The sequence below is a fragment of the Mycolicibacterium litorale genome (genome assembly GCF_010731695.1).
Lineage (GTDB): Bacteria > Actinomycetota > Actinomycetes > Mycobacteriales > Mycobacteriaceae > Mycobacterium > Mycobacterium litorale.
This window is the reverse complement of record NZ_AP022586.1, coordinates 3,055,959-3,076,440: the sequence shown is the minus strand read 5'-3', so window position 1 is coordinate 3,076,440 and position 20,482 is coordinate 3,055,959. Positions and strand designations below refer to the sequence as shown.

At 71.5% G+C, this 20,482-nt stretch carries 22 protein-coding genes; 13 read left to right on the top strand and 9 right to left on the bottom strand.

All coding sequences use genetic code 11. The features are described from left to right. Window positions 1-2: 2 nt before the first annotated feature. The 3 genes from G6N30_RS14590 to G6N30_RS14580 are packed head-to-tail and all read right to left on the bottom strand — an operon-like array spanning window position 3 to window position 1,713. Window positions 3-341 (bottom strand): YbaB/EbfC family nucleoid-associated protein, encoded by a 339-nt coding sequence (locus tag G6N30_RS14590; protein WP_134053936.1) that lies wholly within the window; start codon window positions 339-341, stop codon window positions 3-5. Then, a complete protein-coding gene (locus G6N30_RS14585) occupies window positions 298-1,401 on the bottom strand; it encodes a C40 family peptidase (protein WP_134053934.1) in 1,104 nt (367 codons plus the stop codon). The genes G6N30_RS14590 and G6N30_RS14585 overlap by 44 nt, the downstream gene beginning before the upstream one ends. Before the next feature lie 3 nt (window positions 1,402-1,404). Beyond that, window positions 1,405-1,713: a hypothetical protein gene (locus G6N30_RS14580; RefSeq protein WP_234880136.1), complete on the bottom strand. Its 309-nt coding sequence runs from the start codon at window positions 1,711-1,713 to the stop codon at window positions 1,405-1,407. 50 nt (window positions 1,714-1,763) lie between these two features. On the opposite strand from G6N30_RS14580, the gene upp reads away from it, so the two are divergent. Beyond that, window positions 1,764-2,387, top strand: coding sequence for a uracil phosphoribosyltransferase (upp, locus tag G6N30_RS14575; RefSeq protein ID WP_134053932.1), 624 nt, complete (start codon window positions 1,764-1,766; stop codon window positions 2,385-2,387). A gap of 1 nt (window position 2,388) precedes the next feature. On the opposite strand, the gene G6N30_RS14570 is transcribed toward upp, so the two are convergent. Together G6N30_RS14570 and G6N30_RS14565 are read right to left on the bottom strand one after the other, a co-directional pair. Then, window positions 2,389-4,029 carry a phospho-sugar mutase gene (locus tag G6N30_RS14570; RefSeq protein ID WP_134053930.1) on the bottom strand — a complete coding sequence of 547 codons (1,641 nt, stop codon included), beginning with the start codon at window positions 4,027-4,029 and terminating at the stop codon, window positions 2,389-2,391. Beyond that, window positions 4,026-4,478, bottom strand: a complete 453-nt coding sequence (locus G6N30_RS14565) for a MarR family winged helix-turn-helix transcriptional regulator (RefSeq protein ID WP_134053928.1) — start codon at window positions 4,476-4,478, stop codon at window positions 4,026-4,028. Before G6N30_RS14565 ends, G6N30_RS14570 begins: the two co-directional genes overlap by 4 nt. 193 nt (window positions 4,479-4,671) lie before the next feature. Between G6N30_RS14565 and G6N30_RS14560 the strand changes: the two genes are divergently transcribed. Beyond that, window positions 4,672-5,796, top strand: a complete 1,125-nt coding sequence (locus G6N30_RS14560) for an AbrB family protein (protein WP_134053926.1) — start codon at window positions 4,672-4,674, stop codon at window positions 5,794-5,796. On the opposite strand, the gene G6N30_RS14555 is transcribed toward G6N30_RS14560, so the two are convergent. Continuing rightward, window positions 5,742-6,536: a purine-nucleoside phosphorylase gene (locus tag G6N30_RS14555; RefSeq protein WP_134053924.1), complete on the bottom strand. Its 795-nt coding sequence runs from the start codon at window positions 6,534-6,536 to the stop codon at window positions 5,742-5,744. The two genes, G6N30_RS14560 and G6N30_RS14555, sit on opposite strands and share 55 nt — an antisense overlap. Before the next feature lie 56 nt (window positions 6,537-6,592). Between G6N30_RS14555 and G6N30_RS14550 the strand changes: the two genes are divergently transcribed. From G6N30_RS14550 to G6N30_RS14540, 3 genes are all read left to right on the top strand, one after another. Next, on the top strand, window positions 6,593-7,774 hold the full coding sequence (locus tag G6N30_RS14550; protein WP_134053922.1) for a M20 family metallopeptidase: 1,182 nt from the start codon (window positions 6,593-6,595) through the stop codon (window positions 7,772-7,774). Further along, a complete protein-coding gene (locus G6N30_RS14545; protein ID WP_134053920.1) occupies window positions 7,771-8,952 on the top strand; it encodes an amidohydrolase in 1,182 nt (393 codons plus the stop codon). Before G6N30_RS14550 ends, G6N30_RS14545 begins: the two co-directional genes overlap by 4 nt. A 97-nt stretch (window positions 8,953-9,049) precedes the next feature. Continuing rightward, entirely contained in the window at window positions 9,050-10,321 is a 1,272-nt protein-coding gene (locus G6N30_RS14540) for a DUF4032 domain-containing protein (RefSeq protein ID WP_134053918.1), read from the top strand. Here G6N30_RS14540 and G6N30_RS14535 read toward each other — a convergent pair whose 3' ends face one another. After that, entirely contained in the window at window positions 10,322-10,810 is a 489-nt protein-coding gene (locus G6N30_RS14535; RefSeq protein ID WP_134053916.1) for a gamma-glutamylcyclotransferase family protein, read from the bottom strand. It lies immediately after the preceding gene. Window positions 10,811-10,896: 86 nt separating this feature from the next. On the opposite strand from G6N30_RS14535, the gene G6N30_RS14530 reads away from it, so the two are divergent. The 7 genes from G6N30_RS14530 to G6N30_RS14500 all read left to right on the top strand — a co-directional run bounded on the left by G6N30_RS14530 (window position 10,897) and on the right by G6N30_RS14500 (window position 17,883). After that, a complete protein-coding gene (locus tag G6N30_RS14530; RefSeq protein WP_134053914.1) occupies window positions 10,897-12,318 on the top strand; it encodes an NAD(P)H-quinone dehydrogenase in 1,422 nt (473 codons plus the stop codon). A 20-nt stretch (window positions 12,319-12,338) separates the two neighbouring features. Further along, entirely contained in the window at window positions 12,339-14,078 is a 1,740-nt protein-coding gene (locus G6N30_RS14525; RefSeq protein WP_134053912.1) for a glycerol-3-phosphate dehydrogenase/oxidase, read from the top strand. Next, window positions 14,075-14,938, top strand: a complete 864-nt coding sequence (locus G6N30_RS14520) for a pseudouridine synthase (protein ID WP_134053910.1) — start codon at window positions 14,075-14,077, stop codon at window positions 14,936-14,938. Before G6N30_RS14525 ends, G6N30_RS14520 begins: the two co-directional genes overlap by 4 nt. Continuing rightward, window positions 14,938-15,744 carry an MOSC domain-containing protein gene (locus G6N30_RS14515; protein ID WP_134053908.1) on the top strand — a complete coding sequence of 269 codons (807 nt, stop codon included), beginning with the start codon at window positions 14,938-14,940 and terminating at the stop codon, window positions 15,742-15,744. Before G6N30_RS14520 ends, G6N30_RS14515 begins: the two co-directional genes overlap by 1 nt. A gap of 83 nt (window positions 15,745-15,827) precedes the next feature. Further along, window positions 15,828-16,160 carry an RNA-binding protein gene (locus G6N30_RS14510; RefSeq protein ID WP_134055289.1) on the top strand — a complete coding sequence of 111 codons (333 nt, stop codon included), beginning with the start codon at window positions 15,828-15,830 and terminating at the stop codon, window positions 16,158-16,160. Between the two features lie 43 nt (window positions 16,161-16,203). Next, on the top strand, window positions 16,204-17,091 hold the full coding sequence (locus tag G6N30_RS14505) for an NmrA family NAD(P)-binding protein (RefSeq protein ID WP_134053906.1): 888 nt from the start codon (window positions 16,204-16,206) through the stop codon (window positions 17,089-17,091). A 21-nt stretch (window positions 17,092-17,112) separates the two neighbouring features. Beyond that, on the top strand, window positions 17,113-17,883 hold the full coding sequence (locus G6N30_RS14500; protein ID WP_134053904.1) for an SDR family NAD(P)-dependent oxidoreductase: 771 nt from the start codon (window positions 17,113-17,115) through the stop codon (window positions 17,881-17,883). Here G6N30_RS14500 and G6N30_RS14495 read toward each other — a convergent pair. Further along, window positions 17,852-18,631, bottom strand: a complete 780-nt coding sequence (locus G6N30_RS14495; RefSeq protein ID WP_134053902.1) for an enoyl-CoA hydratase-related protein — start codon at window positions 18,629-18,631, stop codon at window positions 17,852-17,854. The two genes, G6N30_RS14500 and G6N30_RS14495, sit on opposite strands and share 32 nt — an antisense overlap. Window positions 18,632-18,674: 43 nt before the next feature. Continuing rightward, entirely contained in the window at window positions 18,675-19,349 is a 675-nt protein-coding gene (locus G6N30_RS14490; protein ID WP_134053900.1) for a TetR family transcriptional regulator, read from the bottom strand. 70 nt (window positions 19,350-19,419) lie between these two features. Between G6N30_RS14490 and G6N30_RS14485 the strand changes: the two genes are divergently transcribed. Beyond that, a complete protein-coding gene (locus tag G6N30_RS14485) occupies window positions 19,420-20,481 on the top strand; it encodes a ferredoxin reductase (protein ID WP_134053898.1) in 1,062 nt (353 codons plus the stop codon). Window position 20,482 lies beyond the last annotated feature (1 nt).

Genomic DNA, 20,482 nt, shown 5'->3' with positions numbered 1-20,482 from the left:
GCCTAACGACCGAGGTCTGCGACCAAGTCGTCGAGCACCGCGTGCCGGTGTGCCGTCGCACTTCGGGCCGCCGCCTGCGCCGTCTCCAGGACGAGCGACGCGATGCGCGCGGCCGGCAGCCGCGTGACCGCGTCGGCCAACGTCACCGACACCAGCCTGCCGCGGCCGTCGACCACGATCTCCGCGACACCGTCGGCCGATCGCGCCCGGCCCCGCACCGCCCTCAGCGCGTCGATCGCCTCCTCGAGCGCGGCCGCCCGGCGCCGCGCGCGGTCAAGGGCGTCGCCGACGCCCGGATCAGGCGGTCGGTCGCCAGAAGCCCTGAAAGCCCTGTCCCGCATTGGTTGTCCGAATCGCCGAGAGTTTGACGGGATCGCCCGCCTCGACCATGACGCCGTCACCGACGATCATCGCGACGTGCCCGTCCCACACCGCGAGATCTCCGGGGCGCAGTGAGCCCGCGTCGACGGCGGCGCCGACGTCCTGTTCCTGAGCCAGCCGGGGCAGCTCGAGGCCGGCCTCGCGGTAGGCCCACTGGGTGAGACCGCTGCAGTCCAGGCCGACTCCCGGGGTGGTGCCACCCCACTGATAGGGCACGCCCAACTGGGTCAGCGCGTGGCGCACCGCATCGGCGGCGACCGCGTTGGGCGCCGTCGCCGTGCTGCCGTCGGGCAGCCGCACCGCCACGCCGTCGCCGAACAGCCCGGGGTCGGGCCGAGGGGTGGCCACCCCGGTGCCGGCCGCATCGCCGGTTCCCGCCGCATCGGCGGGTGAGGCCAGCGACGCCAGGGCGGCCTGCGGTGTCGCGCTGCCCGGCCGGCCTCCCGATCCGAGTGCCGACAGCGGCGCGCCGCCGCCGCCGAAGCCGGCCGGAACCGTCGGCGCGGGCGGGCCCGCCCCCGCGGCCGTCAGCGCACCGGCGTGGGTGTCGAGTTCGGTGCGCAGCTCCTCGACCACGGCGACCGCTTCGCGCAGGGCCCGTCGCGCCTCGTCGATGAGTTCCTCGGCGACGCCCGGGGTGTCCAGATGGGGTTCGAGCGCGGCGGCCCGCGCCTCGAAGCGGGCGACGATGTCCTCCAGACGCGCTCCCGCGCGGGCGACGGCGGCGCCGGCTTCCCGGGTGCCCGTGGTGAGCCGCCCGGTGCGCTCGGCCAACTCGCTGACCGCCGACGCGGTGACCGCCGCGAACGCCCCCGCCTGCTCCGCGGCCGTCCCGGCCCAGCCGTCACCGGCGCGCTGCCACGCCGTCCGCGTGGCCGCCGACACCCCGGCCAGCGTGTCGCGCACCCCGGTCAGCGCTGCGGCAGGCGGGCCGCCGGAGCCGTCCGGCCATCCCGGGCCGACCAGCGCGCGCACCTCGCGCAGCGGTGCGGACAGTGCGGCCACCAGGGCGCTCGGCACGGCTCACGCCCCGAACAGTGCGGCGGAGCGGATCTGCACGTCGTCGTACGCGCCGGCCGAACCGGCGGCGGTCGCCGCACCGCCGGTCAGACGTTCGGCCAGCGCGGCGGCATCGGCGGACCCGGCGGCCGCCGCATCGGCCAGTGCGGCGAGGAAGGCCGCACCGACCGGCCCCAGCGATCGCGTTGCGGCGGCGACCGGGACGGCGGCCAGGGCGGCGGCCGCGGCGGCGAGGTCGGCGGAGTGCGCGGCGTCGGTGTGGGCGAGCGCGCGGATGGCGCCGGTATCGGCGAGCACAGTGTCGGCGAGCATGCGATTACGACGCCGAGAACGGCCGTGTGGTTCCCGCTAAGGTCTGCGCCATGGATGTGCGCGTCGTCGACCACCCGCTGGCCGCTGCCCGGCTGACCACGCTGCGCGACGAGAACACCGACAACGCGGCATTCCGTTCGGCGTTGCGCGATCTCACGCTGATGCTGGTCTACGAGGCCACCCGCGACGCCGCCCGCGAGGACCTGCAGGTGCGCACCCCGATCGCCGTGACGACCGGTTCCCGGTTGGCCCGGCCGCCGCTCCTGGTGCCGGTCCTGCGGGCGGGGCTCGGCATGGTCGACCAGGCGCACGCGCTGATCCCCGAGGCGCGGGTCGGCTTCGTCGGCGTCGCCCGCAACGAGGAGACCCACGAGCCGACACCGTATCTGGAGTCGTTGCCCGCGGATCTGAGCACGCAGCCGGTGTTCGTCCTGGATCCGATGCTGGCCACCGGCGGTTCGCTCGCCCACACCGTCGGGTTGCTGCAGGCGCGCGGCGCCGTCGACATCACCGCCATCTGCGTGGTGGTCGCGCCGGAGGGCATCGCCACCCTGGAGAAGACCGCGCCCGACATGCGGTTGTTCACCGCGACGATCGACGAGCGCCTCGACGAGGCCGCCTACATCGTGCCCGGGCTCGGCGATGCGGGGGACCGGCAGTTCGGTCCGCGCTGAGCTACCACTGCTCGGCCAGTGCCACCAGTTCGTCGCGCACCCGTTGCGCCTCGGCGCGCGCGGTCTGCAGGTCACCGTTTCCGCAGTCGCGGCGAACCTCGATGTAGGACTTCACCTTTGGTTCGGTGCCCGACGGGCGCACCACCATCCGCACCGAGGTCTCGGCGTCGCCGCCGGCCAGGATCAGCGCATCGGACTGCAGCGGTCCGTCCGAGGTGCTCAGATCGGTGACGGTCACCTCGTAGCCGGCGAGGCGGTCGGGCGGGGTGTCGCGCAGGCGGGCCAGCACCGCGGCCGCTTCGTCGGCGTCGGCGACGGGGCGGCTCACCGCGGTGGTGGTGTGCACGCCGTGGCGGCGGGCCAACTCGTCGAGACAGTCGAGCACGGTGCGGCCGTGCTCCTTGAGCACCCCGATGAGATCGCAGACGAGCACCGCCGCGCTGATGCCGTCCTTGTCGCGGACCGCCGCCGGGTCCACACAGTGGCCGATGGCCTCCTCGTAGGCGTACACCATCGTCTTGCCGGGCAGGTCGTCGTCGGCACGGGAGAGCCACTTGAAACCGGTGAGCGTTTCGACGTAGTGGGCGCCGTGCGCGGCGGCGATCGCGGCGAGCATCCGCGACGACACCACGGTGCTGGCCACCACGGTGGAGTCCATCACCTCACCCGGCTCGACCTGTTCGAGGATGAAATCGCCCAGCAGCCAGCCGGTTTCGTCGCCCGAGAGCATGCGCCAGCCGTCCGGGGTGGGTATCCCCACCGCGCATCGGTCGGCGTCGGGGTCGAGCGCGATCGCGACGTCGGCCTCCACCTCGGCGGCCAGTTCGAGCAGCGCATCGGTGGCGCCCGGTTCCTCCGGGTTCGGCAGCGACACCGTCGGGAAGTCGGGGTCGGGCGCGAACTGCTTCTCCACCACGTGCACATCGGTGATGCCGGCGCGGACGAACGTGTCCATCGCGTACTCGCCGCCCACCCCGTGCAGCGGGGTGAACGCCACGCGCACCGGGGCCTTGGCGCGCCGGACGTTCGCGGCGCGCTCGACGTAGTGGGCGATCTCCGACATGCCGCCGGTTTCCACGACGGCCCTGGGGATCTCGTCGGCGAACGGCGCCTCGGCGATGGCGGCTTCGATCTCGGCGGCGGTGGACCCGACGATCTGCAGGCCCCCCTCGAAGTAGACCTTGTACCCGTTGTCGGTCGGCGGGTTGTGCGATGCGGTGATCTGGATGCCGGCCGCGGCGTGCATGTGGCGCACCGTGAACGCCACCACCGGGGTGGGGACGGCGGCCAGCAGCAGCACCACCTCGAACCCCTCGGCAGCGAGGACTTCGGCGGCGGCGCGGGCGAACTCGTCGGACCGGTGCCGGGCGTCACGCCCGACGACGACCTGCGAACCGTCCATGCCGCGGTCCTTGAGCACCTTGGCCACCGCCCACGTGGTGCGCAGGACGACCGCCAGGTTCATCCCGTTGGGTCCGCCGCGCAGGGGGCCACGGAGGCCGGCCGTGCCGAACGTCAGTGAGCGGGCGAACCGCTCGTCGAGTTCCTCCGGACTGCACTCGGACAACTCCGCCGCGGTCTGCGGGTCGGGGTCGTGGGCAATCCATTCCTGCACGGTCGTCTTGGTCCCCGAGGAAGTCATGGAGCAAGTGTGCCCGCTTTGACGTCATTTGATGCCAGCTTGCGAAGCACTGGTGCGATCAACATCAGCAGGTCGAACTCCAGGTCGGTCAGCGTGTCGGCCATCGCGCCGTGCAGCCACGCGTCCCGCTCGGCGCGGTCGGCGGCGAGCAGGGCCGCCCCGTCGGATGTCATCTCGATGAGTTGCCTGCGCCGGTCCCGGTCGTCGGGGCGCCGCGAGATGAGACCGCGGGCGAGCAGTTCGTTGATGCTGTCGGTCAGCGACTGGGCCCGCACCTGCAGCCGTGCGCCGAGTTCGGCCGGGGTCGTGACACCGGTGCGGCTGATCTCGCCGAGCAGTTCGAGTTGGCTCAGGGTCAGGCCGTGGTCGGGGCGGTGACGGCGCATCTGGCGGGCCACCGCCATGATCGCCTCGCGAAGCTCGGTGGCGGGGGCGGCGCGATCGGTCATGACCAAGTTATACCTTCATATCTCTTCGATCGGGAGCACTTCGCGAACGTTCGCATCGCACGCCGAGACCGCGTGGAGATCACGAATGTCGCGGTATTCTTGACCTGGCAGCAGTCTCGGCGCATCACTTCCGGACTTGTTGCGCTGGAGTAATACCAAGGACATACTTAGCTTTGAAAGGTGGGGAGGTGAGATGCGGCAAGTCGTGAAGTGGGTGTTGCTGGCGGCGGCGTCGGCCGCGGTCACCGTTCCGCTCACCCGGGCCGGGGTGCCGTCGGCCGGGCTGTTCGCGGCCCTGGCGGTCGGCATCGCGCTCGCGCTGGCGTCCCTGGCGCCGGCCGGGGTGCCGCGGCCTGCGGGCGTGGTCGCCCAGGGGGTGCTCGGCGTCTACATCGGCACGATGGTGCAGCGCGACGCGTTCAGCGCGCTCGGCTCGGACTGGCCGTTCGTCGTCGCGATCGCCGTGGCCACTCTGCTGCTGAGCGTGGTGGCCGGTGCCCTGCTCGGACTGCACCGCGACGTCACGCCGCTGACCGGATCGCTGGCGCTGACCGCAGGCGGGGCCTCCGGACTGGTCGCCATCGCCCGCGATCTCGGCGGCGACGACCGGGTGGTGTCGGTGGTGCAGTACCTGCGGGTGGCGCTGGTGACCGCGTCGATGCCGCTGGTCGTGTCGTTCGTCTACCACCCGGACAAGTCGCACCCCTCCGGCGCGATGGACCAGGGGGTAGCGGCGCCTTGGTATCTGAGCCTGGGCATGCTGGCCGTGCTGGTCGTGGTCGGCGCCGCGGGCGGACGGCTGCTCCGGTTGCCGGGCGCAGGTCTGCTCGGGCCGATGGCGCTGACGGTGGTGTTGCAGCTGACGGGCCTGTCGTTCGGACTGTCCGTGCCCGCGGTGTTGGTGCAGGTCAGCTACTTCGTGATCGGCTGGCAGGCCGGGTTGGCCTTCACCACCGCCTCGCTGCGCGCGATCGCCCGGATCCTGCCCGCGGCGCTCGGCTTGATCGTGTTGCTCGGGGTGGGGACCGCCGGCCTCGGGGTGGTGCTCGCGCACTACACGGCGCTGACACCGCTCGAGGGGTACCTCGCGACCAGCCCCGGCGGGGTGTACGCGGTGCTCGCGACCGCGGTCGAGACCGGGTCGAACGTCACGTTCATCATCGCCGCGCAGGTGCTGCGGGTGCTGCTGATGCTGTTCGCCTCGCCGCTGCTGGCGCGCTTCGTGGTGTGGGCGAGCCGCAGGCTGACCCGCCGCGGCGGCGGTCAGAGCGCCGAGATGACCCCCGCCAGCAGCGCGCCCATCCGGGTCGCGGACTGACGGCCCGCCTCGAGCACCTCGGCGTGGGAGAGCGGCTGTCCGGTCATCCCCGCCGCCAGGTTGGTCACCAGCGAGATCGCCAGCACCTCGGCGCCGGCCGCGCGCGCGGCGATCGTCTCGTGCACCGTCGACATCCCGACCAGGTCCGCGCCGAGCGTGCGCAGCATCCGGATCTCGGCCGGAGTCTCGTAGTGCGGACCCGGCAGGCCGGCGTAGACGCCTTCGGCCAGGGTGGGGTCGATGGTCTGGGCGAGCGCCCGTAGCCGCGGCGCGTACGCGTCGACCAGGTCGACGAACTCCGCGCCGACCAGCGGCGAGCGCGCGGTGAGGTTGAGGTGGTCGCTGATCAGCACAGGTTGGCCGACGGTGTACTCCTCGCGCAGCCCGCCCGCGGCGTTGGTCAGTACCACCGTGTGCACACCGGCCGCGCACGCCGCCCGCACCGGGTGCACGACGTGGCGCAGGTCGTGGCCCTCGTAGGCGTGGATGCGCCCGACGAGCACCAGCACCCGCCGGCCACCGACCGGGATGGACAGGGCCTGACCGCCGTGCCCCTCGGCGGTCGGCGGCGTGAAGCCGGGCAGCTCCGCCATCGGCACGGTCGCCTCCGGGGTCCCGAGGGCGTCGGCCGCGGGGGCCCATCCCGACCCCAGGACCACCGCGACGTCGTGCCGGTCGACGCCGGTGCGCTCGCCGATCGCGGCCGCCGCGTGCTGGGCCACGTCCGCTGGGCTGGTCACGGTGTGCGAGCTTAGCTGTCGTCCGGCGCCGCACCGGTGAGTGAGATACTGCGTGAATGCCCTCTGCCACCGCGTCGACGAGCGTCGAAGACGCCGTCCAGCGACGCCGGGGCGATCTGGTCGAGTTGTCGCACGCCATCCACGCCGAACCCGAGCTGGCGTTCGACGAGTACCGCAGTTGCGCGAAGACCCAGGCCCTCGTCGCCGAGTACGGCTTCGAGATGACCACCGCGGTCGGCGGCCTCGACACCGCGTTCCGCGCCTCCTACGGCAGCGGCGCGCTGGTCGTCGGCGTCTGCGCGGAGTACGACGCACTGCCCGACATCGGCCACGCGTGCGGTCACAACGTCATCGCGGCGTCGGCCGTCGGCACCGCGCTGGCGCTCGCCGACGTCGCCGACGACCTGGGCCTCACGGTGGTGCTGCTGGGCACGCCCGCCGAGGAGACCGGTGGCGGCAAGGTGCTGCTGCTCGAGGCCGGGGCGTTCGACGACATCGCCGTCGCGGTGATGCTGCACCCGGGGCCCGTCGACATCGCCGCGGCACGGTCGCTGGCCCTGTCCGAGGTCGACGTCGCCTACACCGGCCGCGAATCGCATGCCGCGGTCGCTCCGCACCTCGGGCTCAACGCCGGCGACGCCGTCACCGTCGCGCAGGTCGCGATCGGGCTGTTGCGCCAGCAGTTGGCGCCCGGGCAGATGGTGCACGGCATCGTCACCGACGGCGGTCAGGCCACCAACGTCATCCCGGCGCGCACACAGTTGCGCTACACCATGCGGGCCGCCGATTCGGCCGCGCTGCGCGAACTCGAGGACCGGATGGCGGGATGCTTCCAGGCCGGCGCCGTGGCCACCGGCTGTGACTACGAGGTCGCCGAGACCGCACCCGCCTACGCCGAGCTGACTCCCGACCGCTGGCTGGCCGGGGTCTTCCGCGACGAGATGGAGCGCGTCGGCCGCCAGCCGGTACCCGCGGAGGTCGAGGCGGCCCTGCCGCTCGGGAGCACCGACATGGGCAATGTGACCCAGGCCGTCCCCGGCATCCACCCGGTGGTGGGCGTGGACGCGGGCGGCGCGTCCATCCACCAGCCGGCGTTCACCGCGGCGGCCGCCGGACCCAGCGCGGACAAGGCCGTCGTCGAGGGTGCGATCATGTTGGCGCGCACCGTGGTTCGTCTGGCCGAGACGCCCGCGGAGCGCGACCGGGTGCTGGAGCGGCAGGAGAGGCGGGCGTCATGAGCGTGCTCAAACACGCCGCCGCGCGCTGGCTGTCCGCCCACTACGACGAGCTGGTCGCGTGGCGGCGCCACATCCACGCCCATCCCGAACTCGGCCGCCGGGAGTTCGCGACCACCCAGTTCGTCGGGGCTCGGCTGGCCGACGCCGGGCTCAACCCCAAGGTGCTGCCCGGTGGAACCGGACTGACCTGCGACTTCGGGCCGGAGGACGGTCCGCGCATCGCGCTGCGCGCCGATATGGATGCGCTGCCGATGGACGAGCGCACCGGCGCGCCCTACACGTCGACGGTGCCGAACGTGGCGCACGCGTGCGGTCACGACGGGCACACCGCGGTGCTGCTCGGCGCCGCGATGGCGCTGGCGTCGGTCCCCGAACTGCCCGTCGGTGTGCGGCTGATTTTCCAGGCCGCCGAGGAGTTGATGCCGGGCGGCGCGATCGACGCGATCGCGGCCGGAGCGCTGAGCGGGGTGTCCCGGATCTTCGCGCTGCACTGCGACCCGCGGTTGGCGGTCGGGCGGGTCGCGGTGCGGCCCGGGCCGATCACGTCGGCCGCCGACCAGGTCGAGGTGACGCTGCAGTCGCCGGGCGGGCACACCTCCCGGCCGCATCTGACCGGCGACCTGGTCTACGGACTGGGCACGTTGATCACCGGGGTGCCGGGTGTGCTGTCGCGCCGCATCGATCCGCGCAACAGCACCGTGATGGTGTGGGGCGCGGTCAACGCGGGCGTCGCGGCCAACGCGATCCCGCAGACGGGCACGCTGGCGGGCACCATCCGCACCGCATCGCGGGAGACCTGGCTGACGCTGGAATCGATTGTGCGCGAGACCGTTTCGTCTCTGCTCGCCCCGCTGGGTCTCGAGTACAGCCTGCAGTACCGCCAGGGGGTGCCGCCGGTGGTGAACGAAGAGCTGGCCACGCGCATCCTGATGCACGCGATCGAGGAGATCGGTCCCGACGTGCTCGCCGACACCCGGCAGTCCGGCGGCGGTGAGGACTTCTCCTGGTATCTCGAGGAGGTGCCGGGCGCGATGGCGCGGCTCGGCGTGTGGAGCGGTCGCGGACCGCAGCTCGATCTGCACCAGCCGAACTTCGACCTCGACGAACGCGCACTCGGCGTCGGCGTGCGGCTGATGGTCAACATCGTCGAACAGTCCGCCGCCCTCACCCCCGCCTGACGCTCCTGCGGCGAGCGTGCGTGTCTGCGCCCGACACACCGCGCCGGTAGCAGCACTTTCCGCACGCTCGCGCCGCCGCGAGTGACAGGCTGGCCCCATGGCCGTGCCCGAACTGCGGCTGCGCACCCCGAGCGCCGGGCTGCTCGCGCTGCCCTGGGACCGTCCGCTCGCGCAGTGGGCGGTGCCCGACGTGCCGTTGCGCGACATCGCCGTCGGCCCGAGCCGGCACCTGGTCAAGTTCGTCCACTGCGACGGCGCCCTGTGGGCGGTCAAGGAACTCCCACCGCGCATCGCGAACAAGGAGTACGGCGTACTCGGCGCCCTCGAAGAGCTGGGACTGCCCGCTGTGAAGCGGGCCGGACTGGTCTATCAGCCCGACTTCGACACGTCGCTCCTGCTGACCCGCTTCCTCGACGGGTCGTGGCAGTACCGCAGGCTGTTCCGCCGGCTGCCGCCCGAGGAACCCAAACACCGCGCCCGGCTGTTCGACGCGATGGCCACACTGCTCGTCGAACTGCACCGCCACGGCGTGTTCTGGGGTGACTGCTCGCTGGCCAACACGTTGTTCTCCCGCGACGGTCAGGTGCTGCAGGCGTGGCTGGTCGACGCCGAGACGTCCGAGGTGCACCCACGCCTGTCCGACGGTCAGCGCCGCCACGACCTCGACATCCTCGTCGAGAACGTCGCCGCCGACCTGATGGACCTCGCCGCATATCTCGGCTCGTCGGAGGAGCTGGAGGACACGCTGATCGCCGAGGCACAGGACATCCCCAACCGCTACCAGCGGCTGTGGGACGTGCTGCACGCCGAACCGGTCTTCGACTTCAGCGACCGGTACCGCGTCGAGGGCACAATCCGCCGGCTCAACGAACTGGGCTTCGCCGTCGAGGAAGTCACCCTGCAGCCGGTCAGCGACACCGCGCCGGACCGGCTGCAGCTGCACGTCGCCGTCGGCGACCGCCGCTTCCACGCCGAACGCCTGCGCGAGCTGACCGGACTCGACGTCGGCGAAGGACAGGCGCGCACGCTGCTCGGCGATCTGCAGACCTTCCAGGCCCGGCTCAGCCAGGAGGCCGGGCACGACGTCGACGACGCGACGGCCGCGCAGCTGTGGGTGATGGAGGTCGCCACGCCCACCATGCACCGCGCGCACGAGGCGATCGGCCACGCCGGCACGCCGATCCAGGCGTTCTGCGATCTGCTCGAGGTGCGCTGGTTGCTCAGCGAACGCGCGGGCCGCGACGTCGGGACCGAGCGGGCGCTGGTGGCGCTGGCGCGCGACGTCATCCCGCCCGACTCGGCGGCCAAGATGGCGGTCGCGGAGGTGCCGACGCAGCCGATGCCGGTGCTCGGCTTCGACGACGACTGATCAGCCCTTGGTGCCCGGCCCGATGCTCCGCGACGGGCGTGTTCGCAGGTCGTGGACGTAATCAGCTGGGGCACCGGCGATCTCGGCGGCGTCGGCCATCACTCCGAGGTAGCGCGCCGACGGCAGGCCACCCTCCCACGCGTCGACCACGTAGAGCCATGCCAGTACGGGTTCAAGTGGGGTGTCCGTGGAGAATCCGGTGACCCGGTCGACGCGGCAGCGGATCTTCTTGTGGATGCCGAGCTCCGAACCCTCCCAGCGGTCGAGGGTCTCCTCGTCCTCTTTGGTCATGTCGTAGAGCACGACGAACACCTTGGACAGCGGATCCTCGACGACGGTGGCGAGCGCGCCTTCCCAGCCGATGTCCTCGCCGCCGAAGGTCAGCCGCCAGCCGTGCAGCCAGCCGGTTCCGGCCATGGGCGAATGCGGTGCACGCTCCATCATCTGCTCGGGATGCATGTTCGACCCGTAGGCGGCGTAGAGCGGCACGGTAGGAGAGCTTAACCGGCAACCGGGCGGCCGCGACCGGAAGCGTCCGGCCCGGCGCCACCGCGGGGAGCGGCTAGATTGTGGGCGTGGCAACCCGCATCGTGATCATCGGCGGCGGGCCCGCCGGCTATGAGGCGGCACTCGTTGCCGCGGGCAGACGCGCCGACGGCTCCGACATCCACGTCACCGTGATCGACTCCGACGGGGTGGGTGGCGCGTGTGTGCTCTACGACTGCGTGCCGTCCAAGACGTTCATCGCCTCGACCGGGGTGCGCACCGAACTGCGCCGCGCCGGCGGTCTCGGTATCGACATCAGCGTCGAGGACGCCAAGATCTCGCTGCCGCAGATCCACAACCGCGTCAAGACACTGGCCCGGTCACAGTCCGCCGACATCGGCAGCCAACTGCTGCGCGAGGGCGTCACGGTCATCGCCGGCCGCGGTGAGCTGGTCGACGACGTGCCCGGGATGGCCCACCACCGGGTACGGGTGACCACCCACGACGGCAAGACCGGAGTGCTGAAGGCCGACGTCGTGCTCATCGCCACCGGCGCCAGCCCGCGCGTGCTGCCCAACGCCGTGCCCGACGGCGAGCGGATCCTGACCTGGCGGCAGCTCTACGACCTGACCGAACTTCCCGAGCACCTGGTGATCGTGGGCTCCGGGGTCACCGGCGCGGAGTTCTGCAACGCCTACACCGAACTCGGTGTCACGGTGACGGTCGTCGCCAGCCGCGACCAGATCCTGCCGCACGAGGACAGCGACGCCGCCGCGGCGCTCGAAGAGGTGTTCGCCGAACGCGGTGTGACGCTGGTCAAGAACGCCCGCGCCGAATCGGTGACCCGTACCGAGACCGGGGTGAAGGTGCAGATCGCCGACGGCCGCTGCGTGGAGGGCAGCCACGCACTGATGACGGTCGGGTCGGTGCCCAACACCTCGGGCCTCGGCCTGGAGCGGGTGGGCGTCGAGTTGGGCCGCGGCGGTTACATCCCCGTCGACCGGGTCTCGCGCACACCGGCGTCGGGGATCTACGCCGCCGGTGACTGCACCGGGCTGCTGCCGTTGGCGTCGGTGGCCGCGATGCAGGGCCGCATCGCGATGTACCACGCCCTCGGCGAGGGGGTCGCCCCGATCCGGCTGCGCACCGTCGCCTCCGCCACGTTCACCCGCCCGGAGATCGGCGCCGTGGGGATCCCGCAGACCGCGATCGACGACGGCAGTGTCCCGGCCCGCACGCTGATGTTGCCGCTCAACACCAATGCGCGGGCGAAGATGTCGCTGCTGCGGCACGGCTTCGTCAAGATCTTCTGCCGTCCGGCGACCGGCGTGGTGATCGGCGGGGTGGTGGTGGCCCCGATCGCCTCGGAATTGATCCTGCCGATCGCGCTGGCGGTGCAGAACCGCATCTCGGTGACCGACCTCGCGCAGACGTTGTCGGTGTATCCCTCGCTGTCGGGTTCGATAGTCGAGGCCGCGCGCCGCCTCATGGCTCACGACGATCTGGACTGAACACACGTAGCCTGGGAACGGTGAGTGACCCGATCGCAGGTAACGGGCAGACTTTGCTCGGCCCTGAGCAGCGGGCCGAGGCCTGGCGGCGGCTCGGCAGCGAACAGTTCGACGTCGTCGTGATCGGCGGGGGTGTGGTCGGCGCCGGTGCGGCGCTCGACGCCGCCACTCGCGGGCTCAAGGTCGCGCTGGTCGAGGCGCGGGATTTCGCCTCGGGCACCTCGAGTCGCAGCAGCAAGATGTTCCACGGCGGCCTGCGCTACCTCGAACAGCTCGAGTTCGGGCTGGTGCGCGAAGCACTGCACGAGCGTGAGTTGTCGCTGACCACGCTGGCCCCCCATCTGGTGAAACCGCTGCCGTTCCTGTTCCCGCTGACCAACCGGTGGTGGGAGCGGCCCTATGTAGCGGCGGGCATCTTCCTCTACGACCAACTCGGCGGCGCGAAATCGGTTCCCGCCCAGAAGCACCTCACCAAGTCGGGGGCCCTACGGCTGGCGCCCGGGCTCAAACGCAGCTCGCTGATCGGCGGGATCCGGTACTACGACACCGTCGTCGACGACGCGCGCCACACCATGACCGTCGCGCGGACGGCCGCTCACTACGGCGCGGTGGTGCGCACGTCGACGCAGGTGGTCAACTTGCTGCGCGAAGGGGACCGGGTCATCGGGGTCGCCGTCCGCGACAGCGAGGACGGCGCGGTGGCCGAGGTGCGCGGCCATGTCGTCGTCAACGCCACCGGGGTGTGGACCGACGAGATCCAGGCGTTGTCGCGACAGCGCGGGCGGTTCCGGGTGCGCGCGTCGAAGGGTGTGCACGTCGTCGTACCGCGCGACCGCATCGTCAGCGAGGTGGCGATCATCCTGCGCACCGAGAAGTCGGTGCTGTTCGTCATCCCCTGGGGGACGCACTGGATCATCGGCACCACCGACACCGACTGGAATCTCGACCTGGCGCATCCGGCGGCGACGAAGGCCGACATCGACTACATCCTCGGCCACGTCAACACGGTCCTGGCCACGCCGCTGACCCACGACGACATCGACGGGGTGTACGCGGGCCTGCGGCCGCTGCTGGCCGGGGAGAGCGAGGAGACGTCCAAGCTGTCGCGGGAGCACGCGGTGGCGGTGCCCGCGCCGGGCCTGGTGGCGATCGCCGGCGGCAAGTACACCACCTACCGGGTGATGGGGGAGGACGCGATCGACGCGGCCGCCGAGTTCGTGCCGGCCCGGGTCGCGCCGTCGATCACCGAGAAGGTGCCGCTGATGGGCGCCGACGGGTACTTCGCGCTGATCAACCAGACCGAGAGTGTCGGTGCCCGTTACGGTTTGCATCCCTACCGGGTGCGCCATCTGCTGGACCGCTACGGCTCGCTGATCAGCGACGTGCTGCAGTCGGCCGAGGGCAGGCCGGAACTGCTCACCCCGATCACCGAGGCGCCGGTCTACCTGAAGGTGGAGGCCTGGTACGCGGCGGTCGCGGAGGGCGCGCTGCACCTCGAGGACATCCTGGCCCGCCGCATGCGCATCTCGATCGAGTATCCGCACCGCGGGGTCGACTGTGCCCGCGAGGTCGCCGAAGTCGTTGCGCCCGTGCTGGGCTGGAGCGCCGAGGACGTCGACCGCGAGGTGGACACCTACTGCGCTCGGGTGGACGCCGAGGTGCGCAGCCAGCAACAGCCGGACGACGAATCCGCCGATGCGCTGCGCGCGGCCGCACCGGAGGCGAGGGCGAAGATCCTGGAACCGGTCCCGCTGCGATGAGCCGGGTGCGGCCCGCGCCGCTGCCGGTGCGCGACGGGCTCGGCCCCGCCCGGGTGCGGTTGCGTGGTGGCGCCGTGCTGGTGGAACTGGCCGACCGCTTCGGCGAGACGGTGGCGGCCAAGGTCTTCGACGGTGGTGTGGTGACGGCGGCGGGTGACGTGGTCACCCCGGCCACCGTGCTGCCCCCGGGTGCCCACGTCTACCTGTATCGCGATCTGCCGCAAGAGATTCCGGTGCCGTTCGAGATGCCGCTGCTGTACCGCGACGACGACATCGTGGTGGTCGACAAACCGCACTTCCTGGCCACGATGCCGCGCGGCCGCCATGTCGCCGAGACCGCGGTGGTCCGGTTGCGCCGCGAACTCGACCTGCCCGAGCTGAGCCCCGCGCACCGCCTGGACCGCCTCACCGCCGGGGTGCTGCTGTTCACCACCCGCCGCGAGGTCCGTGGCCGCTATCAGCGGCTGTTCGCCGAGGGGGCGGTCGCCAAGGTCTACCTGGCGCGCTCGGCGGGCCGCACGGATGCCAGGCTGCCGACGGTGGTGCGCAGCCGGATCGTCAAGCAGCGCGGCCGGTTACAGGCGTTCGAGGAAGCGGGTGAGCCGAATGCCGAAACGCTCGTCGAGCACCTCGGGGACGACCGCTACCGGCTGACGCCGCGTACCGGGCGCACCCATCAACTGCGGCTGCACATGGCCGGGCTCGGCCTTGCGCTGCGCAACGATCCGCTGTACCCCGACATCGTCGACGTCGCACCCGACGACTTCAGCCGACCGCTGCAGTTGCTCGCGCACAGTGTGGAGTTCGACGATCCGCTCACCGGTGCGCGGCACCGCTTCGTCAGTGAACGGACGCTGTGATGCCCGCGAAGGTCGTTGAGCTGTACCGGTATCCGGTGAAATCCATGTGGGGTGAGGACGTCGACGCGCTCACGCTCGTCGAGGACGGGGTGCTCTCCGACCGGGCGAGGGCGTTCGAGGTGGTCCAGACGGGCGAGCGGATCAGCGCCAAGAAGTACGGCGCCATGCTGAACTGCCGGGTCCGCTATCTCGCGGCACCGTCGGAGCCCGAACCCGTACCGCCGATCGAGGTGACGATGCCCGATGGGTCGGTGGTGCGCGGTGCCGACGAGGTGGCCCAGCGGGTGTCGGATCTGCTCGGTGTCGAGGTGCGCATGACGACGGGGCACTCGGGCAGCCAGGTCGATCTGGCGCCGGTGCACATCGTCGCCGCGGGCACGTTGCGCTGGCTCGGCGCGCAGTATCCGGCCGGGCGGTGGGATCCGCGGCGGTTCCGGCCCAACATCGTCATCGACGACGGTGACGACGGTGAGGACGACGGCGCCGCCGAGGACCGCTGGCTGGGGTGTGACGTCCAGATCGGCGACGCGGTGCTGCACGTGGCGATGCCGACGCCGCGCTGTGCGGTCACCACCCGTGAACAACTCGACGTCCTCCCGCGCGACCAGCGGATCATGCGGACACTGACGAGTGTGCGCACGCGTGACGTTCCGGTGTTCGGCGAGCGGCCGAGCGTCGGGGTGTACGCCGACGTCGTGCAGCCCGGCGTGGTGGCCCTCGGCGACGCCGTGACCGTCGAGCCGGCGGCCCCGCGGCGCGGTCTGGTCGCCGCGGCACTCGACCGCATCGCCGCCCGCGACTCGTGATTTCGGTGTCGTCCGTCGCGGCCGGCGCGACCAACTACACCGAAACCGCTCACCAGGTCGGCGCCGAGCGCCACAATCTGCGGGTGCGAAGAATCTGGTCGTTCCCCGGGGCCTGCGCGGCGGCGTTGGTGTTCGCCGCCGGCCTGACCCCCGTCGTCCCGACGGCGCAGGCCACGGTCTGCGGTTCGGTCGGTGGCCGGTTCGTCGACGTGAGCGGCTGCTCCGATCCGTTCGCGTACCTCAACGACGCGCTGCCGCCGCCACCGCCACCCCCGCCGCCCCCGCCCCCGCCCGGTGCGCCGCCGCCCCCGCCACCACCGCCACCGCCGGCGTACGTGCCGCCGCCCCCGCCCCCGCCGAACATCAACGTGTGCGCGAACGTCGGCAGGCGGATCAGCGTCAGCGGCTGCATCTGAGCCGAGCGGGAATGCTCAGCGGCCCGGCGGCGTCATTCGCAGCATGTACCTGATCACCGGCGGCGCAGGCGGTGTCAGCCGTCGGGTCATCGAACTCCTCCTGACCCGAGGGGAGGAGGTGCGCGCGCTGGTGCGCCGCGACGACGAGCGGGCCGAACGGCTGCGGGCGCTGGGCGCCGACGTCTTCGTCGGCGATCTGATCGAGGCGGCCGACATCCTGGCCGCGCTGCGCGGGGTCCGGCGGATGTTCTTCAACATGAGCGTCTCCCCGGACTATCTGCGGGCGACCACAGAGGTCGCCGCGGCGGCGCTGCACTACGGCGACCTCGACGCGCTGGTCAACATGTCGCAGATGACGGTGTCGCAGATGACGCTGTCCGGCACCGATGAATCGCGCCAGCACCGGCTGCACTGGCTCGCCGAGCACGTGCTGAACTGGTCGGGTCTCCCGGTCGTCCACGTGCGTCCGACGGTGTTCCTCGACAATCCGCTGTTCACGGTGCTCGGCGCCCGTTCGGTGCGCGAACGCGGCGTGCTGTCGCTGCCGTTCGGGGCCGGCCGCACCTCGCCGATCGCCGCCGACGACGTCGCACGCGTGGTCGCCGCGGTGCTGGCCGACGCCGACGGCCGCATCGGTGACGTCTACGAACTGACCGGCCCCGAGGTCCTCGACGTGCACGGGCTGGCCGAGCAGTTCGCGCGGGCACTGGGACGGCGGGTGGCCGGAGAGGATCTGCCGTTCTCGCGGGTTCAGCGGGTGCTGACCACCGCCGGTCTCAACGACCATGTGCAGCAGCACATCACGACCATGGCACGACTGCACCGGGAGGGCCGCTACGAGCGGTCCACCGACGACGTCGAACGCGTCACCGGCATCCCCGCGCAGACCGTCGAACAGTACGTCGCGGCCCATCGTGACCTGTTCTCGTGAGCAGCGTGATTCACTGACGCGGTGGACCGCACCTTCTTTGACCGCCTCTTCGACCTCACCGGCCGCACCGTCGTCGTCACCGGTGGCACGCGCGGCATCGGCCTCGCGCTGGCCGAGGGCTTCGTGCTGGCGGGCGCCAACGTGGTGGTCGCGAGCCGGAAACCCGACGCCTGCGAGCAGGCCGCCGAGCATCTGCGCGGGCTGGGCGGACAGGCCGTCGGCGTTCCCACCCATCTCGGTGACATCGACGCGCTCGCGACACTGGTCGACCGCGCCGTCGCGGAGTTCGGCGGTATCGACGTCCTGGTCAACAACGCCGCCAACGCGCTGGCGCAACCGCTGGGGGAGATGACTCCCGAGGCGTGGGCGAAGTCCTATGACGTCAACCTGCGCGGCCCGGTGTTCCTGGTGCAGCACGCACTGCCGCATCTGAAGCGCAGCGAGCATGCCGCGGTGCTGAACACCGTGTCGGTGGGTGCTTTCAACTTCGCGCCGAACGTGTCGATGTACGCCGCGGGCAAGGCCGCCCTGCTGTCGTTCACCCGGTCGATGGCCGCCGCGTACGCGCCGTACGGCATCCGCGTCAACGCGCTGGCGCCCGGCCCGGTCGACACCGACATGATGCGCAACAACACCCAGGAGGCGATCGACGCGATGGCCGGCGCCACGCTGATGAAGCGGCTGGCGTCACCGGACGAGATGGTCGGCGCGGCACTGCTGTTGGTGTCCGATGCCGGCAGCTACTTGACCGGCCAGGCGATCATCGTGGACGGCGGCGGAACGCCTCGCTAGCCTCGCGCATCTCACCGCTCGTCGACGCCAGGATCTGGCTTCGGTTCTCCAGGTGTATCGCCTGTTCCAGGCTGCCCGCCTCGAGGTTGGCCCACAGCACCTGCTTGGTCGACTCGAGGCCGAATTTGCCGTATCCGCAGAGTGTTTCGGCCATCGCCAGCGCGTCGTCGACGACGTTCTCCGACACCCGCGACACCAGACCCAGCCGCAGCGCCTCGGCGGCGTCGACCTGGCGGGCGGTCAGGATGAGGTCGAACGCGTGTCCGGCGCCGACGATGCGCGGCAGCGTGTAGCTCACGCCGATGTCGCAGCCGCCGAGTCCCAGTTTGATGAACTGCGTGCAGAACCGCGCGCTCTCCGAGGCCAGGCGGATGTCGGCGGCGGCGGCGATGGCGAATCCGCCGCCGTAGGCGGGGCCGTTGACCGCGGCGATCACGGGTTGGCGTAACCGGTGCAGCCGTGTGGTCAGCTCGGCGATGCGTTCCTGCCAGCGCATGCCCGAGCGCGGGAACTCCGTGCCGCCGCCCGTGGGTGTGGGGTTCGGTTCGGTGAGGTCCAGCCCGGAACAGAACCCGCGCCCGGCCCCGGTGAGCACCACGACGCGGCAGTCGTTGTTCGCCGCGATGTCGCCGAGCGCGGCGTGGAAGGACTCGACGAGCTCGTACGACAGCGCGTTGAGCTTCTCCGGGCGATTGAGGGTGACGACGGCGATGTCGGGCCGCGGGTAGGCCAGCTCAAGGACGGTCATGACGGCCACGCTAACGCCCGAAGCCCATCTCGGCGGCTCGGCATCAGCCGGCGCTACGCCATCCGGCGACCCCGACGACGATCATCCGCAACTGCTTGACCGCGATCCGCTTGATCTCGGCCAGCGCCGCCGCATCGTTGGCGTCCTCGATGGCCTCGGCGATCGAGATCATCGCATTGACGATCAGGCTCGCCAGGATGTTGAGATCCTCGGCGCTCCAGGTGTTCAGACCGGGGAAGCGCGCCAGGTCGATCGCGAGCTCCGAGGTGATCAACCGGATCTCGGTGCGAATGGCGTAACGCAGCACGGTCACCCCGCTGTTGCGTTCGCGGCCGATGAAGCGCCATTGCTCGCGCCGTTGGTCGACCCCTTCGACGAGCATGTCGACCGACGATTCGATGACCCGCGTGGGATCCAGTTTCCCGGCGCGGGCGCTGCGCAGCAGATCGCGCAGCGCGCGGAACGACTCGTCGATCAGGACGAGGCCCAGCGCCTCCATCGATTCGAAATGCCGGTAGAACGCCGCGGGCGCGATACCGGCCTCCCGGGTGACTTCACGCAGGCTCAATGCGGCGAAGCTGCGCTCCTCGAGGAGCGTCAGCGCGGCGGTGACGATGGCCCGACGGGTGGCCTCCTTCTTCGCCTCCCGTGAGGGCGAGGCGTCCCGTGACCGCGAGCCAGATCGGCTTGTGCGTGAACTGGGCGTACGACTGTTCACGTTGTGAAACCTACCACAAGCTGCTGCGACCCCCTTGACCGACGCGGGTGTATCAGCGCACGGTGTACATATGTTCACTGAAACGCGCACACGCAGCCTGCGGGATCGGGTGCTGCGCTCGTCGCTGGTCGATCTGCTGACCGGGCCGCACGGTGTGGACCGGTACACCGAGCTCGTGACCCCGACATGGACGCTGGGAGAGGCCCGCGCCAAGGTGGTCGCTGCGCGTCGGCAGACCCCGCGCAGCGTCACGCTGACCCTCGAACCGAATCACGTGTTCGCCGGCTTCCGCTCCGGCCAGCACATCAACCTCACCGTCGAGATCGACGGCCGCCGCCGCACCCGCTGCTATTCGCCCGCCAGTGCCGAGGGTTCGGCGCTCATCGAGCTCACGGTCGGGCGCCACGACGGTGGCCTGGTGTCGAACTACCTGTGCGATCACGCCCGACCCGGCATGATCGTCGGCCTCGACTCGGTCGGCGGCGACTTCACGCTGCCCGCGGCGCGTCCGCGGCGCATCCTGTTCGTCTCCGGCGGCAGCGGCATCACCCCGGTGCTGTCCATGCTGCGCACGCTGCGCGGCGAGGGACCGGGCCCCGAGGTCGCCTTCATCCACTACGCGCGCAGCGCCGCCGAGGCCTGCTACCGCGACGAACTCGCCGCGATGCGCGGCGTGCGGGTGCTGCACGGCTACACCCGCGACACCACTGGCACCGATCTGTACGGCCGCTTCTGCGCCGAACACCTCGACGCCGCCCTGCCCGGCGCCGACGCGGTGTTCGTATGCGGTCCGCCCGCGCTGGTCGACGCCGTCCGCGAGGTGCGCCCGGACGCACTCGCCGAATCGTTCGTGCCACCCACGTTCTCCGGCGCGGCGTCGGGCGGCCAGGTCAGCTTCGCCGACAGTGGCGTCGCGGTGACCGACGACGGCCGCCCACTGCTCGAACAGGCCGAGTCCGCCGGGCTCGCGCCGGAGAGCGGATGCCGGATGGGCATCTGCCACAGCTGCACCCGCCGCAAGACCAGCGGTGTGGTCAAGAACCTGATCACCGGCGCGGTGTCGGGTGTCGACGAGGAGGACGTGCAGATTTGCGTGACCGCCCCCCTCGGCGACGTCGAGATCGCGCTCTAGG

What these genes read in the sequence shown, in the direction of transcription:
- G6N30_RS14495 (WP_134053902.1), bottom strand. Translation starts at nt 18,631, where the DNA reads ATGACCGTCCTTGAGCTGGCCTACCCGCGGCCCGACATCGCCGTCGTC.
- G6N30_RS14590 (WP_134053936.1), bottom strand. Translation starts at nt 341, where the DNA reads ATGCGGGACAGGGCTTTCAGGGCTTCTGGCGACCGACCGCCTGATCCG.
- G6N30_RS14570 (WP_134053930.1), bottom strand. Translation starts at nt 4,029, where the DNA reads ATGACTTCCTCGGGGACCAAGACGACCGTGCAGGAATGGATTGCCCAC.
- G6N30_RS14580 (WP_234880136.1), bottom strand. Translation starts at nt 1,713, where the DNA reads ATGCTCGCCGACACTGTGCTCGCCGATACCGGCGCCATCCGCGCGCTC.
- G6N30_RS14520 (WP_134053910.1), top strand. Translation starts at nt 14,075, where the DNA reads ATGAGCCGGGTGCGGCCCGCGCCGCTGCCGGTGCGCGACGGGCTCGGC.
- G6N30_RS14515 (WP_134053908.1), top strand. Translation starts at nt 14,938, where the DNA reads ATGCCCGCGAAGGTCGTTGAGCTGTACCGGTATCCGGTGAAATCCATG.
- G6N30_RS14565 (WP_134053928.1), bottom strand. Translation starts at nt 4,478, where the DNA reads ATGACCGATCGCGCCGCCCCCGCCACCGAGCTTCGCGAGGCGATCATG.
- upp (WP_134053932.1), top strand. Translation starts at nt 1,764, where the DNA reads ATGGATGTGCGCGTCGTCGACCACCCGCTGGCCGCTGCCCGGCTGACC.
- G6N30_RS14560 (WP_134053926.1), top strand. Translation starts at nt 4,672, where the DNA reads ATGCGGCAAGTCGTGAAGTGGGTGTTGCTGGCGGCGGCGTCGGCCGCG.
- G6N30_RS14550 (WP_134053922.1), top strand. Translation starts at nt 6,593, where the DNA reads ATGCCCTCTGCCACCGCGTCGACGAGCGTCGAAGACGCCGTCCAGCGA.
- G6N30_RS14540 (WP_134053918.1), top strand. Translation starts at nt 9,050, where the DNA reads ATGGCCGTGCCCGAACTGCGGCTGCGCACCCCGAGCGCCGGGCTGCTC.
- G6N30_RS14545 (WP_134053920.1), top strand. Translation starts at nt 7,771, where the DNA reads ATGAGCGTGCTCAAACACGCCGCCGCGCGCTGGCTGTCCGCCCACTAC.
- G6N30_RS14505 (WP_134053906.1), top strand. Translation starts at nt 16,204, where the DNA reads ATGTACCTGATCACCGGCGGCGCAGGCGGTGTCAGCCGTCGGGTCATC.
- G6N30_RS14485 (WP_134053898.1), top strand. Translation starts at nt 19,420, where the DNA reads ATGTTCACTGAAACGCGCACACGCAGCCTGCGGGATCGGGTGCTGCGC.